Origin of the sequence: Pseudoxanthobacter soli DSM 19599 (assembly GCF_900148505.1) — a bacterium.
GTDB lineage: Bacteria > Pseudomonadota > Alphaproteobacteria > Rhizobiales > Segnochrobactraceae > Pseudoxanthobacter > Pseudoxanthobacter soli.
The window spans coordinates 172,359-194,845 of record NZ_FRXO01000003.1 but is presented as its reverse complement, the minus strand read 5'-3'; the positions used below and the strand labels follow the sequence as shown (position 1 = coordinate 194,845).

The following is a 22,487-nucleotide window of genomic DNA, read 5'->3' as shown; positions in this document are numbered from 1 at the left end:
CACGAAACATTTTGAAAGAAAAGGAAATATTCGAAATACACTGTCGACCGGTTTACCCTAGACATTGGAATCCAGTCTGGAAACGTCATCGAGCTCTGTTATAAGCGATCCGGGAGCGACGACATCGTGACGACATCGTTTTTACGGGGTTGACGGGTATCGCCGGCGTATGGGCGGCGCGGATTCGCGCCGATGGCGAGCCCTCTCCCCGGTTTGGGACGGCGGGGATAGTCTTGAAAGCTGCATTCTGGTCGGGCGCGGATCGCCGCGTTGAAGGTCGTCGCCGCACGCTCGCGGATCGTCGCGTCGCGGCACTGCTGCTCGGAACCACCAGCCTGCTGGTGCTGCCGCTGGGCGGCGCGGCCGAGGCGGCCGATCCGGCCTGCGCCGGCGTTCCGCTCTGCAACGTCCAGCGCGGTGCCAACGGCCAGAACGGCGAAATCCTGTTCAACTGGCGCACGTTCGGCACGGCCGGGTCTGCGGCCGCGCCCATCACCCAGTCCAACAGCGGGGCCATCGGCGGCGTGGCGAACTCCGCGATCCTGCTGTGGTCGATCGGCGGCAACGGCGGGAACGGCGATTACGGCGTCCTGCGCAACGTGCCGGGCGAGCCCGGCGGCGCGGGCGGCTCGGTCACCCTCACCAATTCGGGCGCCATCTCCGGCGGGTCGAACCACACCACGGCCGTGCCGCTGATCTCGCTGATCTCCCAGGGCGGCACCGGCGGCAACGGCTTCAAGGCCGGCGATCTCGGCGGGCTCGGGGCCGGCGGCAAGGGCGGCGACGTGACCGTCAACCTCACGGCCAATGTGACCGCCTCCGGCACGTTCACGCCCGCGCTCTACATGCTGTCCCAGGGCGGCGATGCCGGCGGCGGCCCGAACAATGCCCGCGGCGGCACCGAAGACTACCGGATGCAGACGGATGCCGGCGGCGCCGGCGGCCTCGTCTCGCTGACCATGTCCAGCCAGTCGACCGTGTCGACCAGCGGCGCCAACGCGCCCGCGATCGTGCTGGCCTCGTTCGGCGGCATCGGCGGCACCGCGACCGCGAACACCAGCACCTATTATGCCTCGAACGGCGGTGCCGGCGGCACGGTCACGTTCACCAACAACGGCGGCACCGTCACCACCTCCGGCGCCAACTCGTCCGCCGTCGTGCTCCAGAGCGTCGGCAACAAGGGCGGCACCGGCGGCGGCGGCGCCTTCACCTCGGCCGCTCCGGGCGGCTCGGGCGGCAACGGCGGCGACGTGACGGCGGTCAATTCCGGCACGATCACCACCGGCGGCGCCTATGGCTTCGGCATTCTGGCGCAGTCGGTCGGCGGCTCCGGCGGGCAGGGAGCGAAGTCGACCTTCGCCTCGGGCGGCTCGGGCGGCGCGACCGGTTCGGCCGGCAAGGTCAGCATCACCAACAACGGCACCATCAAGACCGCCGGGGCGGGCGCGACCGCGATCCTCGCCCAGAGCATCGGCGGCGGCAACGCGCTCGATGCCTTCCAGGCGACCACGCCCAGCGCCAACAGTGGCGGCGGCGGCGCCGGCGGCGGCGCGGGGCTGTTCGGCTCGGGCGGTGCCGGCGGTGCCGGCGGTCCGGCCGGCGAGGTCTGGGTCTACCAGGCCTCGACCGCGACCATCTCCACCACGGGCGCGGCCGCGAACGGCGTGCTGGCGCAGTCGGTCGGCGGCGGCGGCGGCACCGGCGGCGTCGCCTCCAGCGCCTTCGCCTTCGTCGCGGTGGCCCTCGGCGGCCGCGGCGGCGGCGGCGGCGACGGCAACACCGTCACCTTCCAGGGCGCCGGCGGCACCATCACCACCACCGGCGCGAACTCCACGGCCATCCTGGCGCAGTCGATCGGCGGCGGCGGCGGCACCGGCGGCTATGCGGTGGCGAAGTCGGTCGGCTACGGCTTCTCGGTCGCCTCCGCCACCGGCGGCGCTGGCGGCGGCGGCGGCAAGGGCGGCAAGGTCTCCGTCACCAGCAACACAGCGGTGACGACCTCCGGCACCCAGGCGATGGGCATCCAGGCCGCCAGCATCGGCGGCGGCGGCGGTACCGGCGGCGCGGCGAACGCGCTCGCTGTCGCGCTGCCGGCCTACACCCCGTCCGGCAAGCCGCTCCCGTCGGTCGCCATCTCCAACTCCATCGGCGGCGCGGGCGGCGACGGCGGCGGGGCGGACGAGGCGAAGATCACCAACACCGCCAAGGTCGTCACCTACGGCACCGGTTCCATCGGCCTCATCTCCCAGAGCATCGGCGGCGGCGGCGGCAATGCCGGCAACGCCATGTCCTACGGCCTCGCCATCGCGGCGCCGGGCGCGACCGCGTTCAACGTCACCAACGCCATCGGCGGCAGCGGCGGCGGTGGCGGCGCGGGCGGGCTCGCCGAGGTCATCAACAAGGGAACCGTCATCACCGTCGGCGCCGATGCCGTCGGCATCATGGCGGAATCGATCGGCGGCGGCGGCGGCAATTCCGGCTCCGCGTCCGCCTCGGCAGACGCGCTCAGCCTCTATCGCACCATCACCTTCGGCCAGACCATCGGCGGCACCAACAACAAGGGCGGGGGTTCCGGCGGCCGGGTCCACGTTTCCAACGACGGCACCGTGGAGACCGCGGGCGAGGCCGCCTACGGCATCTTCGCCCAGTCCATCGGCGGCGGCGGCGGCAACGGCGGCACGGTGAACGCCTCGGCGGCTTCCGGCCTGTCGTTCGACAAGACCCTCGACGGCCTCGTCCAGAAGCTTCCGCTCGCCGACGCGGTGTCGATCGTCAACGCCATCGGCGGCTCCGGCGGCGTGGCCGGCAACGGCGGCAAGGTCGAGGTCGAGACCGGCAGCACCTCCGTCATCAAGACCGGCGGCGCGATGTCCGTGGGCATCTTCGCCCAGTCGGTCGGCGGCGGCGGCGGCACCGGCGGCGGCGGCAGCAATTCCTCCAGCGGCAAGACCAACATCAAGCTGTCGTTCGGCGGCTCGGGCGGCCAGGGCGGCACCGGCGGCGGTGTCACGGTGTCGAACGGCGGCACCATCACCACGTCCGGCAGCGGCGCCCACGGCATCTTCGCCCAGTCTGTCGGCGGCGGCGGTGGCAGCGGCGGCAGCCTGACCGCGGCCGAGGACGGCACGCCGGACACCGTCGGCGAGATCTGGACGGTCCTGAAGAACGCGGTCGGCGTCGGCGCCTACGAAGCGTGGGCGGCCGACAAGGGCAATGCCGAGACCAAGGAAAAGCTCGACGCCTTCATCAAGGACATCCAGGACTCCAAGACCTACAAGTCCCTGTCGGATTCCTTCAAGAACTCCGACTTCTACAAGCAGATGCAGACGTTCGGGGGCAAGATCACCGACTATCTCGACGCCCAGGAGAAGGGCGCCGTGAAGCGGCCCGACGTGACGCTCACGCTCTCCATCGGCGGCAGCGGCGGCAGCGGCGGCAAGGGCGGCAGCGTGACGGTCACCAACCAGGCGTCCGGCAGCATCGTCACCAACGACGCCGTCGCCTACGGCATCCTCGCGCAGTCGGTCGGCGGCGGCGGCGGCCAGGGCGGCCTGTCCTATTCGTCCGGCACCAGCAAGACCAACCTCGCCGGCACCATCGGCGGCACCGGGGGCGACGGTGGCGCGGGCGGCGTCGTCGAGGTCTACAATCGCGGCGCGATCCGCACCTTCGGTGGTGCGTCCTACGGCGTGTTCGCCCAGTCGGTCGGCGGCGGCGGCGGCATCGGCGTCGGCGCGACGAGCGGCGACAACGAGAACCTCGTCATCAACCTCACCCTCGGCCGCACCGGCGGCGGCGGCGGTAACGGCGCCTCGGTCTCGGTCACGAACAGCAACCTGATCTCCACCGCCGGCGACGAGGCCCACGGCATCGTGGCCCAGTCGATCGGCGGCGGCGGCGGCGCGTTCGTGATGAACCCGGAGACCGGCAAGGAGGACGAGGCGGAAAGCGACGGCAAGGCATCGGATTCGGCATCGGATTCCACCTCGGATCCGGCGACCGAAGAAGCCTCGGAGAGCACCATCACCTCCCTGCTCAAGGCGGTCGGGATCGAGAAGGTGCCGGCGGCCTCAACCGATTCCGAGAAGCCGTCCGCCAAGTCCTACGGCCTGACCTTCAGCGGCGCCGGCGGCGCGGCCGGCAAGGGCGGCGACGTCACCGTCAGCCACAGCGGCACCATCGAAACCTCCGGCGAGGCCTCGTTCGGCATTCTCGCCCAGTCGGTCGGCGGCGGCGGCGGCATCTCCAACGCCGCCGGCAGCACCGGCGGGGTGAAATATTCCGGCTCCAAGGGCGGCAAGGGCGGGTCGGCCGGCGACGGCGGCGTGGTCTATGTCACGCTCGGCGGGTCCGGCGCGTCGAGCCCTCCGGCGGTCATCACCACCTCCGGCGACTATTCGACCGCTGTGGTGGCGCAGTCGATCGGCGGCGGCGGCGGCTATGGCGGCGCCTCGGTCCTGCAGGGGTTCACCCTGCCGGTCATCGGCGGCACCGGCGGCACCAGCGGCGACGGCGGCGGCATCAGGATCTTCACGCCCTATGGCCGCAGCAACGCCGTGACGATCAACACCACCGGCACCGAGGCCCACGGCATCTTCGCCCAGTCCCTCGGCGGCGGCGGCGGCATGGTCTCGGACCTCCTCAAGACTGACACCACGGTCCGCACCACGCTGACCCAGGTCTCCACCCTGCTCACCGCGATCATCGCTGCGGGCGGCGGCAAGGGAACCGTGCTCGACAACATCGACAAGGTGCCGGAATCGCTCCAGGGCGTCGTGCGGCTGTTCGGCGACGACGCCGACACCGTCGACAGCGTCGTCACGAAGATCAAGGACGCGCTCGACAACCGCAGCGCCGCGAAGGGCACCGGCGGCTACGTCCAGGTCGACGTCAACGGCTCGATCTCCGCCACGGGCGAGGGCTCCTACGGCATCTTCGCCCAGAGCGGGTTCCAGCGCCTCGACGGCACCCTCGATCCCGGCCGCGCCGGCGGCAACATCACCATCACCTATACCGGCATGATCAAGGGCGGCTCGGGGGACGGCGCCGCGATCGTCGTCGACGGCGGCAAGGCGAACACCATCACCATCGGCGCCGGCTCCAATGTCAGCGCGCTCTCCGGACACGCCGTCATCGGCACGTTCGGCGAGGACCGGCTCGCCAATTTCGGCACGCTCTCCGGCGACATCGACCTCGCCTATGGCGGCTCGAAGGAATTCAACGAGTTCCTGAACGAGGCCGGCGGCACCTATATCAGCGGCGGCACCGGCACGATCAATCTCGGCAGCCGCGGCTGGTTCTACAATGCCGGCACGTTCGATGTCGGCGGCGTCGGCACCATCGCGACGGCGACGATCAAGAATGTCGACGTCCAGCTCGGCGGCGCCCTCCTCGTCGACGTCAACAGCGTCGCGGGCACCGGCCAGCAGAACGCCGACCTTCTTAAGACCGAGCGCCTGACCGTCGACGGTGTCGCGATCAAGCCGAACGCGGTGGAAGGCCTGCTGCCCGGCAGCTTCACCGTGATCTCGGCATCCTCGATCACGACGAAGAAGGCCGCGACGGCGGGCGCCAGTCCCGCGAGCCCGATCTCGTGGACGGCGAGCCAGTCCGGCAACGACATCGCGATCTCGCCCTCGGCAGCGTTCGTCGCCAAGGCCGGCGGCGACCTCACCGATACCGAGCGGTCGCTGCTCAACAGCCTGCAGAATGCGTGGGACATGAAGAACGCCAGCATGGCCGGCACGTTCGCCGACATGGCGAACCTCACCACCGCCGATCAGTACCGCCTCGCCATCAACAGCCTGTCGGTCACCGAAGGCCAGGGCCAGCCGGCGGCCAGCCAGACGCTCGATACCCGCCGCTCGCTCAACTCCGCCCTGAGCTGTCCGGTGTTCGAGGGCTCCAGCACCATGATCGGCGAGAGCCAGTGCGTGTGGGCGCGCGTCACCGGCTCGCGCATGGCGCAGTTCGACGGCGGCAATGCCGGCGGCTTCACCCAGAACGCCATGAGCTACCGCCTCGGCGGCCAGTGGGAATTCTCGCCCGACTGGTTCCTCGGCGCCACCGCCGCCTACACCAACAGCTGGCTCCAGACCAGCGACGGGCTGACCTCCATCAACGGCAGCGGCGGCGACATCTCCGTCGCACTCAAGCACCAGATGGGCGCGTGGCTGTTCGCCGGCGCGGTCAATCTCGGCTACAGCTCGGCCGATTCCTCCAGCCGCTTCTTCGTCGGCGAGGACCAGTGGCAGGCGGACGTCGCTTCCGACGTGTGGACGGCGGGCGTGCGCCTGCGCGCGGCCTACGAGTTCGCGTTCGCGAACTGGTATGTCCGGCCCTATGCCGATCTCGACGTGCTGCACACCTCCATGCCCGGCTATTCGCTCTCCGGCGACGGCGCGACGCTGCGGGCCGGCGACATGCAGGCGTGGACGGTCGCCTTCGAGCCGGCGGTGGAGATCGGCGCCCGCGTCAATCTCGGCGATTATGGCTGGCTCCGGCCCTATGCCACGGTGGGCGCCACCTTCATCGGCGGCAGCGGGCTGACCCAGGACGTCGCCTTCTCCGACGGCGGCGGGCAGGGCATCAACTTCACCTCGACCTCGAACATGCCCGACAGGCTGCTCGATCTCGGCGCCGGCCTGCAGTTCTTCACCAAGGACAAGTACGAGCTGCGCGGCGAGTACAAGGCCCAGATCGCCGACGATTTCCTCAACCAGGAGATCGGCCTCCGGATGGCCATCCGCTTCTGAGCGCAATGGCCGGCGCCCCGGCGCCGGCTCATTTCGCTGCCGTGCCAAGCGTCGCGGCAAGTGTCACGGCAAGTGCCACCCCAGCCGCCATATAACGTGCCGCGCCGGTCTCCCCGGTCCGGCTCGCCCCGCGTCCGAGACGAACACGGCCCGCCGGCCTCCCGGCGGGCCGTGGCGTTTTCGGTCGGGCCGCCCCGCTCAGGCGGCGAGCGGCTCGAACACCAGCGACTGGTGCAGGAACACCCCGGCGGTCACGCCGTCCGCCGCCGCCCAGCTCGCGTTGTGCGGGGCGCGGGCGATGTCGCCGGCGGCATAGATTCCCGGCACCGTCGTTCGCTTGCGCTCGTCGGTGCGGATGACCGGGCCGAGCGGCCCCTCGTCCACCGCGCAGCCGAGGTCCTCTGCGATCGGGCTGTTCAGCCGTGATTTCGGCGCGACATAAAGCGCGTCGATCGCCGCCTCGCGGCCGTCTTCGAGGCGGAGGGCGGAAAGCCCGCCGTTCTCGCCGTGGAGCGCGCTCACCCGCGCCGGCTCGATCGCCACGCCCCGCCGGGCGAGCTTGGCCAGGGTGTCGCCGTCCGGCGCGTCGCCGCCGTTCAGGTAGAGCGTGGTCGGTCCCCAGTCGGCGATCAGCATCGCCTGGTGCGCCGACATCGGCGTCGATTGCAGCACCCCGAGCCGCCCGCCGGCATATTCGAAGCCGTGGCAATATGGGCAGTGCAGCACGCTGCGGCCCCAGCGCTCGGCGAGGCCCGGCAGCGGCGGCAGGATGTCGGATATGCCGAACGCCAGCACCAGCCGGGCCGCCATCAGCCTCTCCCCGTCCTGCAGCCTCACCTCGAAGCCGTCGCCCACCGTCCGCGCGGCGCTCGCCTCGCCGGCGATGGTGCGCGCCGTCGGATAGCGCGCGACCTGTTCCCGCGCGGCGGCGATCATCGCCTGCGGCGCGCTGCCGTCCTGGCCGAAAAAGCCGTGAGAGGCCTCGGCGAAGCGGTTGCGCGGCCGCCCGGCGTCGACGACGCATACCGTGCGCCGCGCGCGGGCGATCTGGATGGCGGCGGAAAGCCCGGCGAAGCTGCCGCCGATGACGACGGCATCAAGAACCGTCGCTGGCTTCGTGTCCGTGCCGATGACCGTGTTCGTGTTCATGACCGTGTCCATCACCGTGTCCTTGGCTGGCTTCGTCGCTTGCTTCATGGCTTGTCTCCAGATCGACGGTTCTGCCGCTCGCGATCATGCGGGCGTGGAAATCGGCGGCGAGCGCGGCCAGCGTCACCGCGCCGAAGCGGTCGAGAAGAACGCGCTCGGCCTCGCGGAAGGCCTCGTCCAGCGCAGCATTCACTGCCTGCTCGACGAGGCATCCCGGCGCCTCGGTGCGGTTGCCCATGGCGAGAAGTTCGGGCTCGCCGAGGGCGGTGTAGATGTCGCGCAGGGTGATGGCGTCGAGGGTGCGCGCGATGGTCCAGCCGCCGCCGTGGCCCTTGTCGGAGCGCACGAACCCGGCTTCCCGCAGCCCGGCCATGATGCGGCGGATCACCACCGGGTTGGTGCGCATGGCCTTCGCCATCGCCTCGGACGTCACGGGTCGCCGCGCCTCGGCCATGTGGAGGAGGACGTGAAGCACGCCGGAAAGTCTGCTGTCGCGTTTCATGTAACTTCATATGTTGCGTGATGCGGCGCGAGTCAATCCCCGCCGCCGGTCATCGCGGTCGCCCGGTCGATCTCGTCTCCGTCTCCGCACGGCGCGCGGAATCGCGGCCGGGAGCACGGCGGCATGAAGCGGGGGGAGGGTCTTCAAGCGGGGGAGGGGGCTTCCGCAGGAGCCCGCACGCACCGGAAGGCGCGTTGCGGCGTCGGCCGGGCCGCGCCGCGCCGTTCGGCCGGGCCGCTCGCGATCAGCCGTCGAGCAGGCTGCGGGCGCGCACCGACAGCGGGCAGCCCCTCGTCGAAAGCCGGCTTATCGCGTCCCGCGCGGTCACCCGGTTGGCCGTGTTACCGGCGAAGCTCGAGATCGAATCGGCGAATTCGAGCACGACATTGTTGGTGCCGAAGGTTTCCCGGTAGTCGACCCGGGAGACGGCCTCATAGGGCTTCCGCCGTGTTCTGATGACCCGGCATTCGATGTGGTCGGGATGCAGGATCAGCGTGGGATTGATGTTGCTCGACGACCAGGACAGCCAGGGAATCCCCTTCCACCCCGAGAACGCCGCGACCAGCGGAACGCGCAGACCGTCGCCGTGCGGTTCGATGCGGCTTCCCCGCGCGCTCGCCAGCCGGCGCCTGAACACGAGAAACAGCAGCGCCCACCCAAGCGCGAGGAGCAGCACGACGGCGGCAAAGAAGAACACGACCGCCCACTCACCCATCCGCCCCGTCCTCAAATCCGTCCCCAATCTCCCGAGCGGCAACGCCCACGCCGGGCGCGCGTTCCGACGGGGCCGCCAACGCCGTTAGCGGCCGCCGGAGACCGGCAGCACCGCGGCTGTCACATAGGCGCTCTCGGGCGAGGCCAGCCACATGACGGCCGCGGCGACTTCCTCCGCCGTGCCGGGCCGTTGCAGCGGCGCCGTCGGCCCAAGGCGTTCCAGTCTGTCGGGCGCACCGGCGGCGGCGTGAAGGCCGGTTTCGATCAGGCCCGGCGCCACGGCATTGACGCGGATGCCTTCCGCGCCGACCTCGCGGGCGAGCCCGATGGTCAGGCTGTCGACGGCGCCCTTGCTGGCGGCGTAGTGCACCCATTCGCCCGCTCCGCCCAGCACAGCGGCGCGCGAAGAGATGTTGATGATGGCGCCGCCGCGGCCGCCGTGGCGGGTGGACATCCGCTTCACCGCTTCCCGGCAGCACAACAGGGTGCCGGTCACGTTCACCGCCAGTACCTCGGCGATGGCATCGGCGGTGACGTCCTCCACGCGGCACAGCGGCCCGACGCCGCCGGCATTGTTGACGAGTACGTCCGGCGCGCCGAAACGTTCGTCGACGGTTGCGAACAGCGCCAGGATGTCGTCTTCCCGCGCCATGTCGGCGCGCACCGCCAGCGCCACGCCGCCGTCCGACGCGATATCGCGGACGACCGCCTCCGCTCCGTCCACATCTCCCTTGAAGCTCAGCACGACCCGGTAGCCCGCCTTGCCGGCGGCACGCGCCACGGCGGCCCCGATTCCCTTCGATCCGCCGGTCACGATCATGGTTCCGAGACCCGTTTTCACGGTGTTTTCTCCTGTACAGACGAGGTGGCGGGGCAAGTGAAATGAGGCGGATGGAATGAGACGGGGTTAACCGGCAAGGTGCGGGCAAGTCCGTCCGGCAAGTCCATCGGCCAAGTCCGCCCTGTCAAGTCGGTCGGCGCCGTATCGCACATCTAGGTCGTGCAACTTTCGCGCGCCGCGTCCCGGCTGGCAAGCCGGTGCATGCTCCGGCCGATGCCACGGTTCTGCTCCGTAGCTTCGTCCTGCGTGGAAATTTGTCCTGGCCAGAGAGGCAACGCATCCGCACCGGACGCAGCCGGGGTCACCGCAAGGCGGCTGACGATGCTGGAAGCCTGGCGTTGGCTCTGTCGATTCACGCGGATGGATGCAGTCCGCCGTCGGTCGCCAGAAACGACAACGGCCCCGAACGGGGCCGCTTCATCGTGGTGATCTGTCTGGAAACTGGAGCGGGCGATGGGATTCGAACCCACGACCCCAACCTTGGCAAGGTTGTGCTCTACCCCTGAGCTACGCCCGCACTCCGTTTCGTGCCGGTGACTGCGTCGGCCCGGCGGAGGTGTCTATGCACCAAACCATTTTGGAATGCAACGGGGTCGAGCGCGCAAAAATTTCGCCGGGTGAGTCTTCCACAGGCTCGCGCAGGGGAGCGAGAGGCCGGCGCAGGGGGAGCGAGGCGCCTGGTCGTGGCGGCAGGGAAGGGGAGCGGAGGGCGCGGGGCTGGACAAGGCAGGCGGCGCGGCGGAATCCTCGGCCTCCACACCATCGAAGGCGATTCGGCCGTGCCGGTGCGCATGGGCTGCGAGGTCGCCACGCCGGGAGGCTCGTGACATGACCGGATCGCCTGCGGACCAACGCGATATGTCCCCGGCCGGGGCGCACGACGCGGGGCATCGTTTCCCCGGCGGCGATGCCGGGCTGCGGGCGCGGGTCGACGCGGTCGTCGACCGGGCGATCGACGACCGCCGCATCGTTGGCACGGTGGTGCTCGTCGCCCACCACGGCCGCCTCGTCCACGCCCGCGCCGCCGGCTTCGCCGACCGCGAGGCCGGCCGGGCGATGACGGCAGACACGCTGTTCCGTCTCGCCTCCGTCACCAAGCCGTTCGTCACCGCCGCCACGCTGGCGCTCGCGGAGCGCGGCGTGCTCGGGCTCGACGATCCGGTGACGCGGTTCCTGCCGGATTTCCGGCCCCGGCTTGCCGACGGCCGCGCCCCCGTCATCACCCTTCGCCACCTCCTGACCCACACGGCGGGCCTCTCCTACGGCTTCATCGAGGGGGCGGACAGCCCCTATCGCGCCGCCGGCGTCTGCGACGGCATGGACCAGCCGGGCCTCTCGATGGCGGAGAATCTGGCGCGCATCGCCTCCGTGCCGCTTCTGTTCGAGCCGGGTTCGGCCTGGCTCTATTCGGTGGCGACCGATGTCCTCGGCGCCGCCCTCGAAGCCGCCACCGGCGAGGGGCTCGGCGCCCTGGTCGAGCGCCTCGTCGCCGCTCCGCTGGCGATTTCGGACACCGGGTTCGAGGTGCGCGATCCCGCCCGCCTCGCGGTCGCCTATGCCGACGATCCGGCCGGCGGGGCGCCGGTGCCGATGGGCGCGCACCATACCGTGCAGGGAGCGGCCGGCACCATCTTCTATGCGCCGTCGCGGGCGTTCGATCCCACTTCGTTCGCCTCTGGCGGCGCCGGCATGATCGGCACGGCGGGGGATATCCTCGCCTTCCTGGAGGCGCTCCGCACCGGGGGCGGGGCCATCCTCACGCCCGGCTCGGCGGCGCTGTTCGGCACGCCCGCCATCGGCCGCGACGAGATCGACCCGGAGAAGCCGGGCTGGACCTTCGGCGTCGGCGCGGCGGTGCTGATCGACCCGGCCCCGACCGCGACGCCCCAGCCCGCCGGCACGTTCGCCTGGGGCGGGGCCTACGGCCATTCCTGGTTCGTGGATCCGGTCAACGGCGTCACGGTCGTCGCGCTCACCAACACCGCCATCGCCGGCATGGCCGGAGCGTTCCCGGACGGCATCCGCGACGCCGTCTACGGGTAGATTCGGGCCTCGGGTGCCGCGACGCGCGCCGCGGCGGCCGGAACGGTGCAAGGGGTGCGCAATGGGCGCCCATCATGCGGTCCGCAGGGGGCTCCGGGCGCGCACCGGGCGCGCAGGCGCGCGTCAGGATTCGATGCGAGCGATCAGGGCGCGGCCGACCGGCTTCGGCGGCTCGCTGCGCAGCACCACGGCGGTGGTGACGGTGCCGAAGCGCCCGATCGCATCGACGATCGTCTCCAGTTCGGCCGGCGAGGGAACCGCGACCTTGAGCAGGAAGCAGTCCTCGCCCGTCAGCCGGTGCACCTCGAGGACGAACGGCATCGCCGCGAAGCTTTCGAGGCAGGCGCGGATGTGCTCGTGGGTGGTCTTGAGACGGATCATCGCCATCATGCCGAGCCCGAGCGCCGCCATGTCGATGCGGGCGCCGTAGCCGGCGATGATGCCGCGGTCCTCCAGCCGCTTGACCCGCTCCGAGACGGCGGGCTGCGACAGGCCGAGGCGCCGGGCGAGTTCCGAGAACGCGATCCTGCCATCCTCCTGCAGCGCCTCGACGATCGAAATGTCGATGGCATCGAGGTCGGGGCCGCGGGTGGCCGCGCGCCGCCGCGCCGGCATGGGCCGGAAGGCCGATGGTTCGCTCATCTGGAACACCCTTCGCTTTGAAATCATCGGAAATCAGGCAGTCTCAGCTTATGGGTTGCCATGGTGGGACGGCCCCTTCAACGCAATAATGGCCCCGTCGGCCTTGAATATGCCTGTCGCCTGAGCGCCCGACCGCGATGGCGCCGGCCGTCGTTCGGGTCTGTCGGATCGCATGGAGGAGGGACGGATGGACGAGAGCGGGAGCGGCAGGGCCCGGTCGGCGCAGGTGATCGTCGTGCCGGGGATCGGCGGGTCCGGAGAAGGCCACTGGCAGACGCTGTGGGAGCGGGACGATCCGACGATGGTGCGGTTCTCCCCGGCATCCTGGGATGCGCCGGACCGCGACGACTGGGTCGAGGCGCTGGAGCGGGCGGTCGCGGACGCGGCCGAGCCGCCGGTCGTCGTCGCCCACAGCCTCGGCTGCCTCGCCGTCGCTCACTGGGCGGCGGCCACGCGGCTGAAGGTGCGCGGCGCGTTTCTCGTCGCGGTCCCCGATCCGGAAGGGCCGGCTTTTCCCGCCGCCGCCCGCTCGTTCGCTGCCCCGCCGGCCACCCCGCTCGGCTTTCCGGCCCGCCTCGTCGCCTCGCGCGACGACCCCTACGCCACGCTCGCCCATGCCCGCGAGCGGGCACGGCAATGGCAGGCGAGCCTCGTCCTGGCCGGGTCCCTCGGCCACATCAATGCGGAAAGCGGCCTCGGGGGCTGGACGCAGGGGCGGGACCTGTTGGAAAGCTTCCGGCAGGGCACCACGATCGAACGCCCCGCCGCCCGCAGGCGCGCAGCCCGGATGCCGGAAGCGCAGCGATGGCTCCGGGCGGCGTCGAAGCCGTGCTGATCCGCGGCTCCAACCGAGGGTGACCGATCATGGATGCCGTCCACGCCCTGCTCGCCTTCAGCCTCGCCGCGGGCCTCCTGACGCTGACGCCCGGCCTCGACACGGCGCTGGTGCTGCGCACGGCGGCGGTCGAAGGCCCGCGCCCGGCGATGGCGGCGGGCCTCGGCATCACCGCCGGCGTCCTCGTCTGGGGCGTCGTCGCGGCTGCCGGACTCGGTGCCCTGCTCGCGGTTTCGGAACTGGGATTCCGGCTGTTGCAGCTCGCCGGCGCGGCCTATCTCGTCTGGCTCGGCGCCGGCCTCCTGCGCGCCGGCGTGCGCCGGGTGCGCCGCCGCGAGACGATTGCCCCGGGGGGCTTCACCGGCCTGCCCGAACGGACCGGTCCGGGCGACGGCGGCGCCGGTTCGAAGGCCGGCCGCTGGTTTCTGCGCGGCCTCGCCACGAACCTGCTGAACCCCAAGGTCGGCATGTTCTATGTCGGCTTCCTGCCGCAGTTCATTCCGGCGGGGGCCGACGTCGTGGCATTCGGGGCGCTGCTCGCCGCGCTCCACGGTGCCATGGGTCTTGGCTGGTTTTCGGTGCTGACGCTTGCGACGCGGCCGCTGGCGCGCGCCTTGGCCCGCCCTCGCGTGACGGGCGCGCTCGATGTCGCAACCGGCTCCGTCCTGATCGGATTCGGCGTCGGGCTGGCGCTCGACCGGCGTCTCTGACGCCGGCGCCCACGGCCGGGCAGTACGCACCCGGCCGTGCAATCGTCGCGCCGGTCAGGCGATGTGCGTCATCTTGTGGATGTCGGCGCTTTCAAGGAGGCCCGCCACGCGCGCCTGATGGGCGGCGATGTGGGCGGAAGCGGCGTGGGCATCGAGCGCCGCATCGCTTTCCCAGCGCTCGAAGAACACGAACAGATTCGGGTCGGCGCGGTCCTGGTTGAGGTCGTACTGCACGCAGCCGGCTTCGGCGCGCGTCGGCGCCACGAGGCCGATGAGGGAAGCCTTCACGGTTTCAAGCGCTTCCGGCTTCGAGCGGATGATGGCGACGACGATGAGCAAGGTGACCTCCCGAGTACTCAAGATGTTGAAGCGGAGCGATTTTCTTTTCCGGCCTGAGGCTTCTGCCTGGCCGGGAGCGCCCCGGACGACTGTCGCGCGTGATTCTGCGGCAACCGCGCGGGGATCGGAGCCCGAAACCGCGGCGATGTCCAGACTGCGGAGCGCTCCGGCCGACATCGCAGAGGCGGCGGTGGCTTCGGCGGCAAGCCGGAACAAGGGTCTGGCCTATGGCGGGGCAGATATGCCACGGTCGCCTGCGGGGAACTCGCTCGCCTGAACAGGAACAGCATGGATCTGACGATATCGATGAAGCTGTTCGCGGCGCTGTTCGCGATCATGAATCCGCTCGTCAACCTGCCGATCTTCCTGGCGCTGACCTCGGACCAGACGGCGGCGGAGCGCCGCGCCACGGCCACGACGACCATCATCGCGGTGGCGGTCGGCAGCGTGGTGTGCTCGGTGCTGGGCGCGCCGCTGCTCGCGGCGTTCGGGATCGACGTGAATCACTTCCGGCTGGCCGGCGGGCTGATCGTGCTGCTGATCGCCCTGTCGATGCTGAACGGCACGGAGAATGCCACCCATAGCGGCACCCAGGCGGAAAAGGCGACCTTCAGCCATGCCGCCCACGTGGCGATCTACCCGATGGCCACGCCGATCCTGCTCGGGCCGGGCTCGATCTCGACGATGATCGTGTTCTTCCAGCGGGCGAAGGATGCCGGCGAACTGCCGGCCTACGGCCTCGGGCTCGTCGGCTATCTCGTGTTCTTCGCCGTCTGCCTCATCACCGCGCCGTGGCTCAGCCAGTTCCTGTCCACGACCGTGCTCAGTGTCACCAAGCGGCTGATGGGCATGATTCTCGCCGCGATCGCGATGGAAATGCTCAGCACCGCGCTCGGTGCGATCTTCCCGGCCTGGCTCGGCTGATCCGCCCGTCCGCGTCAGCGCCACGAACGGCGGTCGTGCTCCACGCCCTCGACGATGCGGGCGACGAAGTCGTCGACGTCGGCCGGGGCGCGGCTCGTGACGATCTCCGCCTGCCAGCCCGGCGGAAGCCCGTCGGGACCGCCGGCGAACACGTCCGCCTCGATCGGCAGCCACGGACCGTGGCACATCGCGCCGATCGTGCGGCGGGTTTCGAGAAAGCGGATGACGAGCCCGCGCGCCGGCCATTTCGGGCTGATCACTTCGGGGCTCAGGTGGAAGCCCGAGAGCACCAGCGCCTCGTAGTCGTCGGGCCGCGCGTCGGCGAACTTGAGGTCCGCGCCGATTCGTTCCGGCCGGCCGATCTCAAGGCCGTCCTCGATGCCCCTGCCATCCACCGTGGCGATGTCGACACGCGCCCCGGTGCGGCGAAGTTCTTCCCGCGAGACCGAGACTTCCCAGCGGCCGGAGGCCTCGGTGGCGAGAATCAGGATTCGGGCGTCTCGAATATGCGTCATGGAACCCTCCTCCTTGTCGGCAGCGCCGGTCGCCGGATGGCGATCGGAGCGGTCTGGCTGTGCTCTTCCGCCTCAGGTCGTCGGGCGGGGGGCCGCGGCGTGCGATCCGGTGGCCGCGCGCATCGCTGCGACCATCGTTCCGCCGGAAATATTACCAAGCTCTTTCGCGGGACGAAAAGTCCATTCCTTTCCAGACGGTCAAAAAGCCGCTGCGGCCCGTGCTACCGCAACCTGCTGCTGTTCGAGCGGGCGCCCGTGGGAATCGACCTCCTCCGTCACGACCGAGAAGTCCAGAAGCTGGTGCGGCCCGAAGGAATGGATCAGCGGCACGTCCGTTGCGTCACGGCCGCGGGCGATCACGATGCGGCCGACGCGCGGGCGATTGTGGCGGGCGTCGAACGTGTACCACCGGCCGCCGAGGAACACCTCGAACCACGCGCTGAAATCCATCGGATCGGGCACGGCCGGCACGGCGATGTCGCCGAGATAGCCGTTCACGTAGCGCGCGGGAATGTTCATGCAGCGACAGAGCGTGATGGCGAGGTGGGCGAAGTCGCGGCAGACGCCGACGCGCTCGCGGTGCGCTTCCAGCGCCGTGCGGGTGCTGCGGGCGTGGCCGTAGCCGAAGGTGATGCGATCGTGCACGTAATCGGTGATCGCCTGCACCCGCGCCCAGCCCGGCTGGACGTTGCCGAACAGGTCCCATGCCATCTGGCTCAGCTGGTCGGTCTCGCAGTAGCGGCTGCCGAGCAGGAAGACGAGGGTCGAATCGGGCAGGCGATCGACGGGGATTTCCTCGGCGTCGGGCGCAAAGGCGTCCGCCTGACCGGTGTCGACGATGACGCCTCCGGCCGACAGGGTGAACGTGCCGGCGGGCACCTTGAAGCGACGGCAGATGTTGCCGAAACTGTCGTGAAAGGTCGTGCCCGGAACGAGCGGACTGGTGCGGACCGGCCGCTCCGCGAGCACGTCGCTCCGGCGGTCCGGGTGGATGTCGAGCAGCGTCACGACAGGCGTATCGTAATCGGTCGCCAGCGTGAGCGAATATCCGTAACGGATCAGCATGGGGCTCCCCCTCGAATGACGGCCCGCGGCCGGACCTTTGCGTACTCTCCGCCCCGATCGAACGGACCCACGCGACGGTAGCACGCTCACGACATTGAAATCGGAGGTATTATCGTCGGCGGATCATTTAGCCCGCTCGCGAGACGTGCTTGCGACGTCACGCTGTTGCGACGTCAAGCTCTTGCGGGTTCGGCCGTTTGCGGCCCGGTTATTTCTGTTCGACCGACAGGCCGTTGCTTCCGAGCTCGATCGATACCCCGTCCGGCTGCTTCTTCTCCTCGTAGAGGCTGTATCCGAGAACGCCCACAACAACGACAAGGGCGCCGACAGCGAGAAGCAGAACATTTCGGGTCATCATGATCCTCGGTAAAAGTGTCGCGACATCGCGAAAACACATGGCAGCCCCGCGAACTTCTGTGCGAACTTGCACAACAGCAGCCCTGCGGAGTGCGATGACAATTCGCGACCGAGCCTTTGGTTCCACGGCAACGCGGCAGCGACTTGGGCAGCGACTTGGACAGCGACTTGGGCAGAAACCAGGGCCCGTGTCCGGAACCCAGAAGGTGTTGCCGGTCCCGGCAGGGCGCTCCGGCGGGGCATTTCAAGGCAGGGGGGAACGCGGGGAATGGTGCTGCATTCGCTCTATCTGGTGGCGATCGTCGTCGAGGCGATGACGGCGGCGCTGGCGGCGGGCCGGCGCGACATGGACTGGTTCGGCGTGTGCGTGCTCGGTTGCGTCACCGCGCTCGGCGGCGGCACGACCCGTGACGTGCTGCTCGGCAACCATCCGCTGTCGTGGGTGGCGCACCCGTCCTATCTGCTGATCACGGCCGGCGCGGCGCTCGCGACCGTGTTCGCGGCGCGCTACATGCACCACCTGCGGCGCGTCTTCCTGTTCCTCGACGCGGTCGGCCTCGTCGTGTTCACCGTGATCGGCTGCAACATCGCGCTCGGGCTCGGCGTGCCGCTGCTGATCGTGATCGTCGCCGGCATGATTACCGGGTGCGTCGGCGGCGTGCTGCGCGACGTGTTGTGCAACGACGTGCCGTTGCTGTTCCGCAGCGAACTCTATGCCAGCGTCTCGGTGGTGACGGGCGGGCTCTATGTCGGCGGCCTGGCGCTGGCGCTTCCCCACGATCTCGTCATGGCCTGTGCGCTCGGCATCGGGCTCTCGCTGCGGCTGCTCGCCATCCGTTTCGGCTGGAACATGCCCACCTTCCACTATACCCGCGACCTGCACTGACGGCTTTCGGCGGGCCGAAGCCCTTCCACAGGCGTCGGGCGGCCGGGTTTTCGCGGCAGCGGGCTTGCTCTATGGTCGCGCGCTCCGAACGGAAGCGTCGAGAACGAGATGGCCGCCGAGATCAAAGACCGCATCGCCCGCCTTATCGCCGCGGAGATTTCCGCCCGGCCCGCCCAGGTGGAGGCGGCGGTCGCGCTGATCGACGAAGGCGCGACGATCCCGTTCATCGCCCGCTACCGCAAGGAGGCGACGGGGGGGCTCGACGATACCCAGCTGCGCACGCTGGAGGAGCGGCTCACCTATCTGCGTGAGCTGGAGGCGCGGCGGGCGAGCGTGCTCGACTCGATCCGCACCCAGGGCAAGCTGAATGCGGATCTGGAACAGCGCATCGGGGCGGCCGCCACCAAGGCCGAACTCGAAGACCTCTATCTGCCGTTCAAGCCGAAGCGGCGCACCCGCGCGGAGATCGCCCGTGAGCGCGGCCTCGGTCCGCTTGCCGAGGCGATCCTCGCCGACCGCTCGGTGGTGCCGGCGACGCTCGCCGCGACGTTCCTGTCCGAAGCCGTGCCGGATGTGAAGGCGGCGCTTGAGGGCGCCCGCGACATCGTCGCGGAAGGGCTGGCGGAGAACGCCGTGCTCGTCGGCCGCCTCCGGTCCTATCTCGAGGCCCGCGCGGTGCTGCGCTCCCGCGTCGTCGAAGGCAAGGAAGAGGCCGGGGCCAAGTTCTCCGACTATTTCGACCATGCCGAACGCTGGGCGACCACAGCCGGCCACCGCGCGCTTGCGATGCTGCGCGGCCGCAATGAGGAGGTGCTGGCGCTCGAAATCGAGGTCGATGCGGACGACCCCGCTCCGGTCAAGCCGGTGGAGCGCATGGCGGCGGAGGCGCTCGGTGTGCCGGTGAAGGCGACCCCCGCCGCGCTTTCGCCGGCCGATGCGTGGCTGTTCGATGCCGCGCGATGGACCTGGCGGGTGAAGCTGTCGCTGCATCTCTCGCTCGACCTGATGGCGAGCCTGCGCGAGCGCGCCGAGGAAGAGGCGATCCACGTCTTCGCCCGCAATCTCAAGGACCTCCTGCTCGCGGCCCCGGCCGGATCGCGGGCGACCATGGGGCTCGATCCCGGCATCCGCACCGGCGTCAAGGTCGCGGTGGTCGACGGCACCGGCAAGGTGGTGGAGACCGCGACCGTCTATCCGTTCCAGCCGCGCAACGACATTGCCGGCGCCGTCGCGGAGCTCGGCCGGCTGATCGCGCGCCACAAGGTGGAGCTGATCGCCATCGGCAACGGAACCGCGAGCCGCGAGACCGAGCGGCTGGTGGCGGAGATCCTCGCCCGGATACCGGCGCCGAAGCCGACCAAGGTGATCGTGAGCGAGGCCGGCGCCTCGGTCTATTCGGCCTCCGCCGTGGCCGCGGCGGAAATGCCGGGCCTCGACGTGTCGCTGCGCGGCGCCGTCTCCATCGCCCGCCGCCTGCAGGATCCGCTCGCCGAACTCGTGAAGATCGAGCCGAAATCGATCGGCGTCGGGCAGTACCAGCACGATGTCGACCAGAGCCGGCTGGCGCGGGCGCTCGACGCGGTGGTCGAAGACGCGGTGAATGCCGTCGGCGTCGATCTCAACACCGCTTCCGCGCCGCTGCTCTCGCGCGTTTCCGGCCTCGGCGCCTCGATCGCCGAGGCGATCGTCGCCCACCGCGACGCCAACGGGCCGTTTGCGACGCGGCGGCAGTTGCTCGACGTCGCCCGGCTCGGGCCGCGCACCTTCGAGCTTTCGGCCGGCTTCCTGCGCATTCCCGATGGCAAGGAGCCGCTCGATGCCTCGTCGGTTCATCCCGAGGCCTATGGTGTCGCCAAGCGCATCGTCGCCGCCTGCGGGCGCGACGTGCGCTCGCTAATGGGCGACGCGGCGGCGCTGAAGGCGCTCAACCCGGCGGTGTTCGTCGACGAGCGCTTCGGCCTGCCGACGGTGCGCGACATCCTGGCGGAACTGGAGAAGCCCGGCCGCGATCCGCGCCCCGGGTTCCGCACCGCCACGTTCGCCGACGGGATCGATGACATCAAGGACCTGAAGCCCGGCATGATGCTGGAGGGGACGGTGACCAACGTCGCCAATTTCGGCGCCTTCGTCGATATCGGCGTCCATCAGGACGGCCTCGTGCACGTCTCCCAGCTCGCCGACCGCTTCGTCAAGGATCCCCACGAGGTGGTGAAGGCCGGCGACGTGGTGAAGGTGCGGGTCGTCGAGGTCGACGTGAAGCGCAAGCGAATCGGCCTCACGATGCGCAAGGACGACGGCGCGGCCGGTCGCGGCGCGCCGGGCGAACGGCCCTATGCCGGCGGGCCGGCGTCCTCCGCCGGCAAGGAGGCGCCGGGCAAGGGCGCCGCCGGTCGCGGCGGCGGCAAGCCGGCCGGCGGGCGCCCGTCCGCCGAACCCCAGGGCGCCCTCGCCGCCAAGCTCGCCGAGGCGCTGAAGCGGCGGTAGCCCCGCCGCGAACGGCGGCGGCGTACCGGATCCGGCGGGGCATTCAGCCCTGTCGGGCGCCGATCCCGTCCGTTCCACCCAGGCGCGCGCCGGCGCACCGATCCCGATCAGGGGGAGGTTTCCCTCCCGCTGGAAACCGCTCTATGGTCGCGCCGCTGCGGGATAGGCCCGCGGCGGGCGTGCCCCGGTCCCGGCTGTCCTGCCGGCCGCGTGCGGGCGCGCCGCGCGCGATGCCGAGGGTTGCGGCATCGTGACAACAGGGGGTTGGGGGAAACATGATCTACGTCGTCGCCGCGATTGCGGGTATAGCCGGGCTCCTGTTCGGGTTCGACGAAGGGGTGATCGCCGGGGCGCTCGGGCTGTTGCGCGCCCAGTTCGGCATCACGCCGCTCGACGAGGGCCTGATCACCTCGGCGGTGCCGTTCGGCGCCCTGTTCGGGGCGATCCTGGCGGGATGGCTGGCGAAGCCGGCCGGCCGGCGCTCGCTCTTGCTGTTCGCCGCCGTGCTGTTCGTGGCCGGCGCGCTGTTCGCCGCGCTCGCCCATGCCGCCTGGGTGCTCGGCATCGCCCGCCTGGTGCTCGGCTTCGCCATCGGCATCGCGGCGATGATCGCGCCGCTCTACATCTCCGAAAGCGTGCCGGCGGCGCGCCGGGGCATGCTGGTCTCGATCTACCAGCTTGCGATCACGCTCGGCATCCTCGGCGCCTACCTCGTCGGCTACGCCTTCTCGGAATCCTGGCGCACCATGTTCGCCGTCGGGATGATCCCCGGCCTCGCGCTGTTCGTCGGCATGATGTTCATGAGCGACACGCCGCGCTGGCTGGCGATGCGCGGCCGCCGGGACGAGGCGCTCGCCACCCTCGCCAAGGTGCGCGGCGTGCCGAAGACCGATCCGGCGGCCTCGGCCGAACTCGCCGAGATCGTGCGCACCGCGGCTACCGATTCGCGGGACGACAAGGGCAAGCTCGCCGAGTTGTTCGGTCCGGTCGCGCGGCCGGCCCTGATCGTCGGCATGGGCCTGTTCCTGCTGCAGCAGCTCAGCGGCATCAACGCCGTGATCTATTACGCGCCGACGGTGTTCCAGTTGGCCGGCTTCGATTCGGCCGAGATCCAGATCCTCGCGACCGCCGGCATCGGCGTGGTCAATGTGCTGATGACGCTGGTCGGCATGGCGCTGATCGACCGTATCGGCCGCCGCCGCCTGCTCTATATCGGCTTCGCCGGCGCGGCCTTCAGCCTCGGCGTGATCGCGATCGCGGCGGCTTCGGGCTCGCCGGATCTCGGCATCCTCGCCCTGATCGGGCTGGTGCTCTACATCGCCTCGTTCGCCGCCAGCATCGGGCCGCTGCCGTGGGTGATGATGTCGGAGATCTTCCCCCTGAACGTGCGCGGGCCAGGCATGAGCTTCGCCTCGCTCGCGAACTGGGGCTTCAATTTCGTGGTGGTGTTCTCGTTCCCGGTGCTGGTCGCCGATATCGGGCTCGCCGGGGTGTTCGGCATCTATGCCGTGGTCTGCGTGGCCGGCCTGGTGTTCACCCGGCTCTATGTGCCCGAGACCAACGGCGTGCCGCTGGAGGACATCGAGCGGCACCTGCAGTCTGGCCGTCCGTTCCGCGACCTCGCGCCGGCCGCCGGCCGGTAGGCACCGGCCAACGCCGCGGTTTGCAAAGAGCAACGGCCGGGCGAGAGCCCGGCCGTCGCCGTTTCAGAAACATGGTTGTTCAT

Annotated in this window: 16 protein-coding genes, 1 tRNA gene and 1 pseudogene; 8 read left to right on the top strand and 10 right to left on the bottom strand. The window is 70.3% G+C overall.

Translation table 11 applies throughout. The features are described from left to right. Nucleotides 1-233 precede the first annotated feature (233 nt). Nucleotides 234-6,755 carry an autotransporter outer membrane beta-barrel domain-containing protein gene (locus BUF17_RS08495; RefSeq protein ID WP_073627599.1) on the top strand — a complete coding sequence of 2,174 codons (6,522 nt, stop codon included), beginning with the start codon at nucleotides 234-236 and terminating at the stop codon, nucleotides 6,753-6,755. A gap of 198 nt (nucleotides 6,756-6,953) precedes the next feature. On the opposite strand, the gene BUF17_RS08490 is transcribed toward BUF17_RS08495, so the two are convergent. The 5 genes and pseudogenes from BUF17_RS08490 to BUF17_RS08470 form a co-directional block, all read right to left on the bottom strand. After that, nucleotides 6,954-7,904: an NAD(P)/FAD-dependent oxidoreductase gene (locus tag BUF17_RS08490; RefSeq protein WP_073627597.1), complete on the bottom strand. Its 951-nt coding sequence runs from the start codon at nucleotides 7,902-7,904 to the stop codon at nucleotides 6,954-6,956. A gap of 46 nt (nucleotides 7,905-7,950) precedes the next feature. After that, nucleotides 7,951-8,406 (bottom strand): annotated as a pseudogene (locus BUF17_RS08485) (Rrf2 family transcriptional regulator); the annotation flags it as partial. A gap of 244 nt (nucleotides 8,407-8,650) precedes the next feature. Beyond that, on the bottom strand, nucleotides 8,651-9,121 hold the full coding sequence (locus BUF17_RS08480; RefSeq protein WP_210215415.1) for a hypothetical protein: 471 nt from the start codon (nucleotides 9,119-9,121) through the stop codon (nucleotides 8,651-8,653). Between the two features lie 84 nt (nucleotides 9,122-9,205). Beyond that, nucleotides 9,206-9,940: an SDR family oxidoreductase gene (locus BUF17_RS08475; RefSeq protein ID WP_073627595.1), complete on the bottom strand. Its 735-nt coding sequence runs from the start codon at nucleotides 9,938-9,940 to the stop codon at nucleotides 9,206-9,208. A gap of 463 nt (nucleotides 9,941-10,403) precedes the next feature. Then, nucleotides 10,404-10,478 (bottom strand) — tRNA-Gly (locus BUF17_RS08470). 341 nt (nucleotides 10,479-10,819) lie between these two features. On the opposite strand from BUF17_RS08470, the gene BUF17_RS08465 reads away from it, so the two are divergent. Further along, on the top strand, nucleotides 10,820-12,004 hold the full coding sequence (locus tag BUF17_RS08465; RefSeq protein ID WP_073628217.1) for a serine hydrolase domain-containing protein: 1,185 nt from the start codon (nucleotides 10,820-10,822) through the stop codon (nucleotides 12,002-12,004). A gap of 123 nt (nucleotides 12,005-12,127) precedes the next feature. On the opposite strand, the gene BUF17_RS08460 is transcribed toward BUF17_RS08465, so the two are convergent. Further along, nucleotides 12,128-12,619: an Lrp/AsnC family transcriptional regulator gene (locus tag BUF17_RS08460; protein ID WP_073628215.1), complete on the bottom strand. Its 492-nt coding sequence runs from the start codon at nucleotides 12,617-12,619 to the stop codon at nucleotides 12,128-12,130. A gap of 214 nt (nucleotides 12,620-12,833) precedes the next feature. Here BUF17_RS08460 and BUF17_RS08455 point away from each other — a divergent pair, with 214 nt between their 5' ends. Next, nucleotides 12,834-13,481, top strand: coding sequence for an RBBP9/YdeN family alpha/beta hydrolase (locus BUF17_RS08455; protein WP_073627593.1), 648 nt, complete (start codon nucleotides 12,834-12,836; stop codon nucleotides 13,479-13,481). Between the two features lie 29 nt (nucleotides 13,482-13,510). Next, nucleotides 13,511-14,191 carry a LysE family translocator gene (locus tag BUF17_RS08450; RefSeq protein WP_073627591.1) on the top strand — a complete coding sequence of 227 codons (681 nt, stop codon included), beginning with the start codon at nucleotides 13,511-13,513 and terminating at the stop codon, nucleotides 14,189-14,191. 54 nt (nucleotides 14,192-14,245) lie between these two features. On the opposite strand, the gene BUF17_RS23210 is transcribed toward BUF17_RS08450, so the two are convergent. Next, on the bottom strand, nucleotides 14,246-14,530 hold the full coding sequence (locus BUF17_RS23210; protein ID WP_244530817.1) for a putative quinol monooxygenase: 285 nt from the start codon (nucleotides 14,528-14,530) through the stop codon (nucleotides 14,246-14,248). A 288-nt stretch (nucleotides 14,531-14,818) separates the two neighbouring features. On the opposite strand from BUF17_RS23210, the gene BUF17_RS08440 reads away from it, so the two are divergent. Next, complete coding sequence (locus tag BUF17_RS08440; protein WP_073627589.1) at nucleotides 14,819-15,454, top strand: MarC family protein; 636 nt, start codon at nucleotides 14,819-14,821, stop codon at nucleotides 15,452-15,454. Between the two features lie 14 nt (nucleotides 15,455-15,468). On the opposite strand, the gene BUF17_RS08435 is transcribed toward BUF17_RS08440, so the two are convergent. The 3 genes from BUF17_RS08435 to BUF17_RS22160 all read right to left on the bottom strand — a co-directional run bounded on the left by BUF17_RS08435 (nucleotide 15,469) and on the right by BUF17_RS22160 (nucleotide 17,389). Continuing rightward, entirely contained in the window at nucleotides 15,469-15,969 is a 501-nt protein-coding gene (locus BUF17_RS08435; protein ID WP_073627587.1) for a DJ-1/PfpI family protein, read from the bottom strand. A 198-nt stretch (nucleotides 15,970-16,167) separates the two neighbouring features. Continuing rightward, on the bottom strand, nucleotides 16,168-17,034 hold the full coding sequence (locus tag BUF17_RS08430) for a transglutaminase-like domain-containing protein (protein WP_073627585.1): 867 nt from the start codon (nucleotides 17,032-17,034) through the stop codon (nucleotides 16,168-16,170). A gap of 208 nt (nucleotides 17,035-17,242) precedes the next feature. After that, entirely contained in the window at nucleotides 17,243-17,389 is a 147-nt protein-coding gene (locus BUF17_RS22160) for a hypothetical protein (protein WP_175563652.1), read from the bottom strand. A gap of 270 nt (nucleotides 17,390-17,659) precedes the next feature. On the opposite strand from BUF17_RS22160, the gene BUF17_RS08425 reads away from it, so the two are divergent. The 3 genes from BUF17_RS08425 (at nucleotide 17,660) to BUF17_RS08415 (ending at nucleotide 22,404) form a co-directional block, all read left to right on the top strand. Further along, nucleotides 17,660-18,277, top strand: coding sequence for a trimeric intracellular cation channel family protein (locus BUF17_RS08425; protein WP_073627583.1), 618 nt, complete (start codon nucleotides 17,660-17,662; stop codon nucleotides 18,275-18,277). A gap of 108 nt (nucleotides 18,278-18,385) precedes the next feature. Beyond that, nucleotides 18,386-20,761 carry a Tex family protein gene (locus BUF17_RS08420; RefSeq protein ID WP_073627581.1) on the top strand — a complete coding sequence of 792 codons (2,376 nt, stop codon included), beginning with the start codon at nucleotides 18,386-18,388 and terminating at the stop codon, nucleotides 20,759-20,761. Nucleotides 20,762-21,036: 275 nt separating this feature from the next. Beyond that, complete coding sequence (locus BUF17_RS08415) at nucleotides 21,037-22,404, top strand: sugar porter family MFS transporter (protein WP_073627579.1); 1,368 nt, start codon at nucleotides 21,037-21,039, stop codon at nucleotides 22,402-22,404. Nucleotides 22,405-22,487: the final 83 nt, after the last annotated feature.